The sequence below is a fragment of the uncultured Roseicyclus sp. genome (assembly GCF_937892565.1).
Taxonomy (GTDB): Bacteria; Pseudomonadota; Alphaproteobacteria; order Rhodobacterales; family Rhodobacteraceae; genus Roseicyclus.
Genome location: NZ_CALAHQ010000021.1, coordinates 1 through 6,586, shown reverse-complemented (window position 1 = coordinate 6,586; position 6,586 = coordinate 1). Strand labels below are relative to the sequence as shown.

Annotated in this window: 5 protein-coding genes; all 5 read left to right on the top strand. The window is 62.8% G+C overall.

Annotated elements, in window-relative coordinates; genetic code table 11:
• The first annotated feature begins 658 nt into the window (after window positions 1-658).
• Window positions 659-1,936 (top strand): urea ABC transporter substrate-binding protein, encoded by a 1,278-nt coding sequence (urtA, locus tag Q0094_RS02820; protein ID WP_297615042.1) that lies wholly within the window; start codon window positions 659-661, stop codon window positions 1,934-1,936.
• A 66-nt stretch (window positions 1,937-2,002) separates the two neighbouring features.
• Window positions 2,003-3,955, top strand: a complete 1,953-nt coding sequence (urtB, locus tag Q0094_RS02815) for an urea ABC transporter permease subunit UrtB (RefSeq protein ID WP_297615040.1) — start codon at window positions 2,003-2,005, stop codon at window positions 3,953-3,955.
• A gap of 61 nt (window positions 3,956-4,016) precedes the next feature.
• Entirely contained in the window at window positions 4,017-5,198 is a 1,182-nt protein-coding gene (locus Q0094_RS02810) for an urea ABC transporter permease subunit UrtC (protein ID WP_297615044.1), read from the top strand.
• Window positions 5,195-5,935, top strand: a complete 741-nt coding sequence (gene urtD / locus Q0094_RS02805; protein ID WP_297615037.1) for an urea ABC transporter ATP-binding protein UrtD — start codon at window positions 5,195-5,197, stop codon at window positions 5,933-5,935. Before Q0094_RS02810 ends, urtD begins: the two co-directional genes overlap by 4 nt.
• Window positions 5,936-5,938: 3 nt before the next feature.
• The coding region (urtE, locus tag Q0094_RS02800) for an urea ABC transporter ATP-binding subunit UrtE (protein ID WP_297615035.1) at window positions 5,939-6,586 on the top strand (648 nt) is incomplete at its 3' end.

Sequence of the window (6,586 nt, the reverse complement as noted above, 5' to 3'; positions counted from 1 at the left end):
TTCGGTTGGCCCAGAGTCTACCTCAAACTGGATTAGGTGGAGGGGGCAACGTCAACTCGGTCCCATTGTCACTGACAATCGTCTGGGGCTTGCCGCGGGCGTCGAACAGGGTCGCCAGTTCGCGGGCCAGGCACCGCACCGCCGGATGAATTCTGCACAGGCGCGCCGTCGCGGATGGGCCGATGACCGCCAGCTTTGGTCTGGCCCATCTGTGGTCAGCGTGTCGCCGTGGTGTGCCGGTGTACCCAAAGGCCCCACCTCGGCCGACAGATGCGGCGCGCGTTTGGGCAAAACCGCCGATCCGGGAGCCATGATTCCAAGCGGCGAACCAAAGAGCCGAGCATCGGGGAAGCCGAACGTTCTGAAAAATTGATCGTTACCGCGGCAGTCGCCCAAAACTGCACCAAATCCGCCGCATCGGATCGCTGCGCTGCAGCACGAGCGCGCTATCTCTCTTGCGACGGCATTTGGCGTCGGATGAGCGTTGTGATGTCGGGCCCATCCGACAAGAACACTGCCCGGCCATCACGATCCTGCAAGAAAGCCACAGCCGGGCAGCCACAACATGAACTGCTGCCTGCCTCAGATGGCACACATGCTTGCGAATGCAAGTCTTCCATCTTTTGACCGGCGGCCTGATCCTAGGATTCCGCGAATTATGGCATTTAAACCCCTTCTTGCATCGGCCGCTGGTCTGGCGCTGATGTCCACCCCCGCGCTTGCCGATTGCCCCATCCGCGTCGGCGTGCTGCATTCGCTATCGGGCAGCATGGCAATCTCGGAAACCACGTTGCGTGACGTGATGTTGATGCTGATCGAACAGCAAAACGCCGCTGGCGGGCTGCTGGGCTGTCAGATTGAACCGATCGTTGTCGATCCGGCATCCGATTGGCCGCTCTTTGCCGAGCGTGCGCGCGAGCTTTTGACCGTGAACGAGGTCGATGTGATTTTCGGCGCATGGACATCGGTCAGCCGCAAGTCGGTTCTGCCGGTGCTGGAAGAGCTCAACGGGCTGATGTTCTACCCGGTGCAGTATGAGGGCCAGGAAAGCTCGCGCAATGTGTTCTACACGGGTGCCGCGCCCAACCAACAGGCGATCCCGGCGGTTGATTACTACCTTGAAGAGCTGGGTGTGACGAGCTTTGCGCTTTTGGGTACCGACTATGTCTATCCGCGCACGACCAACGCCATTCTCGAGGCCTATCTGCTGGGCAAGGGCATCGCGCCGGAGAACATCTTTGTCAACTACACCCCCTTTGGGCATAGCGACTGGTCGACGATCGTGTCGGATGTGGTGGCACTGGGCGCGGGCGGCGAGCAGGTGGGCGTGATCTCGACCATCAATGGCGACGCCAATATCGGCTTTTACACCGAGCTGGCCGCCCAAGGCGTCAGCGCCGATGACATTCCGGTCGTGGCCTTCTCGGTCGGTGAGGAAGAGCTGTCTGGTCTCGATACCTCGCGGTTGGTGGGGCATCTGGCGGCGTGGAACTACTTCATGTCGGCCGACACGCCGGAAAACGAGGCCTTCATCGCTGCATGGCACGCCTTTATCGGTGACACCGCACGCCCCACCAACGACCCGATGGAAGCCCATTACATCGGCTTCAACATGTGGGTGAACGCCGTGACCGAGGCGGGCAGCACCGATGTCGATACGGTGCGTGCGGCGATGTGGGGGCAAGAGTTCCCGAACCTGACCGGCGGCACATCGGTGATGCTGCCCAACCATCACCTCGCCAAGCCCGTGCTGATCGGGGAAATCCGCGCCGATGGTCAATTCGACATCATCAGCCAGACCACTGAAGTGGCCGGTGAGGCATGGACGCCGTTCCTGCCGGAAAGTGCAACGCTGACCTCGGATTGGGAAACGCTGGAATGCGGCATGTATGACACCGCGACCTCCACCTGCGTTCAGCTGACCTCGAACTACTGATCCGATCAGGGGATGCGCGGTCCACAGGCTGCGCATCCCCCCGGACCCTTCGCAAGGCTTTCCGTCATGTCGATTTTCGCGCGCCTGCTGCCGCTGCTTCTGGCCCTCGTGCTGGCCGCTCCGCTGGTCGCACAGACCCCGCTGCAAGATGTGCTTCAGGCCAACCGGGTCGAGGTCGCCAACCCGTCGCGCGCCAGCGTGGGGCAGGTTCTGGCCGCCCTGAGGGAAGCCGACGCGCCGGGCACCTCCGAATTTCTGCGTCAGTGGCAGGACCGGATGGTCGTTGAAGACCCCGCAACCGGCCTGTTTCATGTCTCGCTCGAGGTCGAGGGCCGTCAACTTGCGCTGATCGACCTGGACAGCGGCGCAGAAATCGGCCGCGTCAGCAGCCGCGATGTGATCCCGATCCGCCCCAATGCCGGGGTCCGGCGTGAAATCGGTGCCGCGCTGGTGCGGTTCGAATTGTCCGCCCCCGACCCGTCCCGCAGGCTTGCCGCGCTCGAGGCGATTGCGCGCAGCCCCGATGCAGACCAGATACCGCTGCTGGAAAGTGCGATCCCAGACGAATCCGATGCCGATATTCGCGCCCGCAAGCTTCGCCTGCTCGATCTGCTGAACGCGCGCTTTGCCACCGATACAGGCCAGCGTATCGCCGCAATCAAGGGGTTGAGCGGCGATGTCTCGACCGAGGCACGGCGCGTCCTGAACCAGATCCTTGCGACCGAACCGGGCCTTGCCCCGACACTGCCGACAGATCGCAACATTGCGCGCGTTCTGATCGCGGGCCAGCATCTGAGCCCGCACGAGGCCTATGACCGTCTGGTGGCCGCGGGTCTGGCCCCTGCACGACCGGAACGCAACACGCTTCGCGATGCGCTCTTGGCACATGTGGCCGATGGGGCTGTGGCCGGCCTGCCGCTGCATCGCCTGTCGGACCCTGCCGCGCGCATCGAAGCCTATGGGGTGTTGCAGGCCCAAGGTCTTGTGCCGCCCCTGGTCGGCGAGGCCGATATCGCCGCGACGCTGGCTGGGTATGTGTTTTTCGACACCTATCTGGAACCCGATCCAGCCCTGACCGATGCGGCGCGCGCCGCCCTCGATCAGACGGCCACACGGCTGACGCTGTTTCAATGGATGGCGATCTCGCTTGATGCGCTGTCCTTGGCGTCGATCTTTTTCCTTGCGGCCATCGGGCTGGCAATCACCTTTGGCGTGATGCGGGTGATCAACATGGCGCATGGTGAGTTCATCATGATGGGCGCCTATACCGGCTATGTCGTCCAGACCGTGATCCCCGATTACACCGTCAGCCTGATCGTGGCGCTGCCCTTGGCATTTGTCGTGGCCTTTGGCGCGGGGGTGGCGATGGAACGGCTGGTGATCCGCCACCTTTACACCCGACCGCTGGAAACGCTTTTGGCGACCTTTGGCATGTCGATTGCCTTGCAGCAATTGGCCAAGAACATCTTTGGCACACAGGCCAAACCCCTGACCGCGCCCGATTGGCTGGCGGGCGCCATCAGCCTGAACGACGTGGTGTCGATCAGCACGATCCGCGTGGCGATCTTTGTCTTGGCGCTGATCTTTCTGGCGGCGCTTCTCATCATGCTCAAACGCACACGGCTGGGGCTTGAGGTCAGGGCGGTGACGCAAAACCCCGGCATGGCGGCGTCCATGGGCATCAACCCTGACCGCATCAACATGCTGACCTTTGGTCTTGGCTCTGGGATTGCGGGCGTGGCGGGGGTGGCGATCGGTCTTTATGCCCAAGTCACCTCTGAAATGGGGGCCAATTACATCGTGCAAAGCTTCATGACGGTGGTTGTGGGCGGTGTCGGCAATGTCTGGGGGACACTGGCGGGGGCTGGGCTGATCGGGTTCCTGCAAAAGGGCATCGAATGGTTCAACCCGTCGAACACGCTGGCCGCTCAGACCTTTATGGTGCTGTTCATCATCTTGTTCATTCAATTCCGGCCAAGGGGCATCATCGCCCTCAAGGGCCGCGCGGCCGGGGAATGACGCGATGACACTGATCAACCGCCCCCCCGTTGCCCCCACGGCCCCGATCCTTGCCGAAGGGATGGCCAAAGTGCCGCCCCGGCGCGGGTTCTTGCGCGAGAACCCTTCACTGCCTTGGTTTTTGGGGCTCTTGACGATCTTCACCCTGATGGTCAGCGTGCTGTCCGAAGGGCTTGGGGTTGGCGCGCTCTCGACATCGATGGTCAAGATCATCGGCATGACGCTGTGCCTGTGCCTGATTGCCATCGCGATGGATGTGGTCTGGGGCTATTGCGGGATCTTGTCCTTGGGCCATTTCGCCTTTTTCGGGCTGGGCGGCTATGCCATCGGCATGTGGCAGATGTATGCGCGGACCGAGATCGTGATCCGCGACAGCATGGCGGGTGGCGTGCTGCCACCCACGCCCGCCGAAGTGTCGGATGCGGTCGCGGCTCAGATTTTCGGCGTGGTCGGCAGCTTGGACTTGCCCCTGATCTGGAGTTTCGCCCATTCGCTGCCCGCGCAATTGGCGCTGGTCGTGTTGGTGCCGGGCCTATTGGCGCTGGTCTTTGGCTGGCTGGCGTTTCGAAGCCGGGTGACGGGCGTTTACCTGTCGATCCTGACGCAAGCCATGACGCTGGCCTTGGCGCTTTATCTGTTCCAGAACGACAGCGGCTTGCGCGGCAACAACGGGCTGGCTGGGCTTCAGAATATTCCCGGTCTTTTGGATGTGCCGCAAGCGGTGCTGTCGGTGTGGTTCTTGTGGGCCTCGGCCCTGGCGCTGGGCCTGGGCTATGGGCTGTTTGCTTGGGTCGTGTCGGGCAAGTTCGGATCGGTCATCCGCGCCATTCGCGACAACGAGGCACGCGTGCGCTTTCTTGGCTACAATGTCGAAGGCTACAAGCTGTTCGTCTTTACGCTGACCGCCATCGTATCGGGGATAGCGGGGGCGCTTTACTACCCGCAAGCGGGCATCATCAACCCCGCCGAGCTTGCGCCCATCGCATCGATCTATCTGGCGGTCTGGGTCGCCATCGGTGGGCGCGGGCGGCTTTACGGGGCTGTGATTGGGGCGGCCAGCGTCTCGCTTTTGTCAAGCTGGCTGACGGGGGGCGGTGCGCCCAACATCGAAATCGGGGCGTTCCGCCTGATGTGGGCCGATTGGTGGCTGGTGCTGCTGGGCGTGGGCTTTGTTGCGGTGACGCTGTTTTTCCCCAAGGGCATCGGCGGGCTGTTCGACAAGCTGGTGAGGAAACAGCCATGATGACGCTTTTGGAGGTGCGCGACGTTTCCGTCAGCTTTGACGGGTTTCGCGCGATCAACAACCTGTCGCTGTCGATCGGTGAGCCGGAATTGCGCGCGGTGATCGGGCCGAATGGTGCGGGCAAGACCACCTTCATGGACATCGTCACCGGCAAGACCCGCCCCGATAGCGGGCAGGTCTTGTGGGGCGAGCGGCAGATCGACCTGCTCCGCCTGTCTGAAAGCCAGATCGCGCGTGCAGGCATCGGGCGGAAATTCCAGAAACCCACCGTGTTCGAGGATCAGACTGTGCGCGCCAACCTGTCGATGGCGGTGCGCAACAAGCGCGGACCCTTCGCGGTGCTGTTCTGGAAAGCCACCCCCGAGGATCACCGGCGCATTGCGGAACTGGCCGAGGAAATCGGCCTGACCGACCGGCTTGGGGATCGCGCGGGCGATCTGAGCCATGGGCAAAAGCAATGGCTGGAAATCGGAATGCTGCTTGCGCAAGACCCCCGGCTTTTGCTGGTCGATGAACCCGCAGCCGGCATGACCCCGGCCGAGCGCGAACACACCACCGATCTGCTCAAGCGCGCGGCGCAGACCCGCGCGGTGGTGGTGATCGAGCATGACATGGAGTTCATCCGCCGCCTCGCATGCCGGGTGAGCGTACTGCACGAAGGTGCGCTGCTGGCCGAGGGCTCGCTTGACCATGTGACGCGGAACCAACAGGTGATCGATGTTTATCTGGGGCGCTAGATCATGCTCGATGTGACCGATTTGTCGCTGCATTACAGTGGCTCGCAGATCCTTTACGGTGTCTCGCTTCAGGCGCGGCCCGGATCGGTCACGGCCGTGATGGGCACCAATGGCGTGGGCAAGACCAGCCTGTTGCGCGCCATCGCGGGCCGTCATCCCCATTCGGGCGGCACCATCACGCTGGATGGCACGCCGATGGGCCAGGCCACGGCGGTCCAGGCTGCGCGCGCGGGCATCGCGTATGTTCCGCAAGGGCGCGAGATCTTTCCGTTGCTGACCGTGACCGAGAACCTGCAAACCGGCTTTGCCTGTCTGCCGCCCGGCGACCGGCGCATTCCCGAGCGCATTCATGATCTGTTTCCCGTCCTCAAGCAGATGGAAAACCGCCGTGGCGGCGATCTGTCGGGCGGCCAGCAACAACAGCTTGCCATCGCGCGCGCCCTGATCGCGCGGCCCCGCGTGCTGTTGCTGGATGAACCGACCGAAGGCATCCAGCCCAACATCATCAAGCAGATCGGCAAGGTGATCGAACTGCTGCGCGACGAGGGGGACATCGCGATCATCCTTGTCGAGCAGTATTTCGATTTCGCCTATGCGCTGGCCGATCGCTTTTGCGTGTTGAACCGGGGGCGTGTGGTGCTGTCGGCGGCC

Bases quoted from the DNA above. Each gene is read 5' to 3' on its own strand.
- urtA (WP_297615042.1), top strand. From the start codon at position 659: ATGGCATTTAAACCCCTTCTTGCATCGGCCGCTGGTCTGGCGCTGATG.
- Q0094_RS02810 (WP_297615044.1), top strand. From the start codon at position 4,017: ATGGCCAAAGTGCCGCCCCGGCGCGGGTTCTTGCGCGAGAACCCTTCA.
- urtB (WP_297615040.1), top strand. From the start codon at position 2,003: ATGTCGATTTTCGCGCGCCTGCTGCCGCTGCTTCTGGCCCTCGTGCTG.
- urtD (WP_297615037.1), top strand. From the start codon at position 5,195: ATGATGACGCTTTTGGAGGTGCGCGACGTTTCCGTCAGCTTTGACGGG.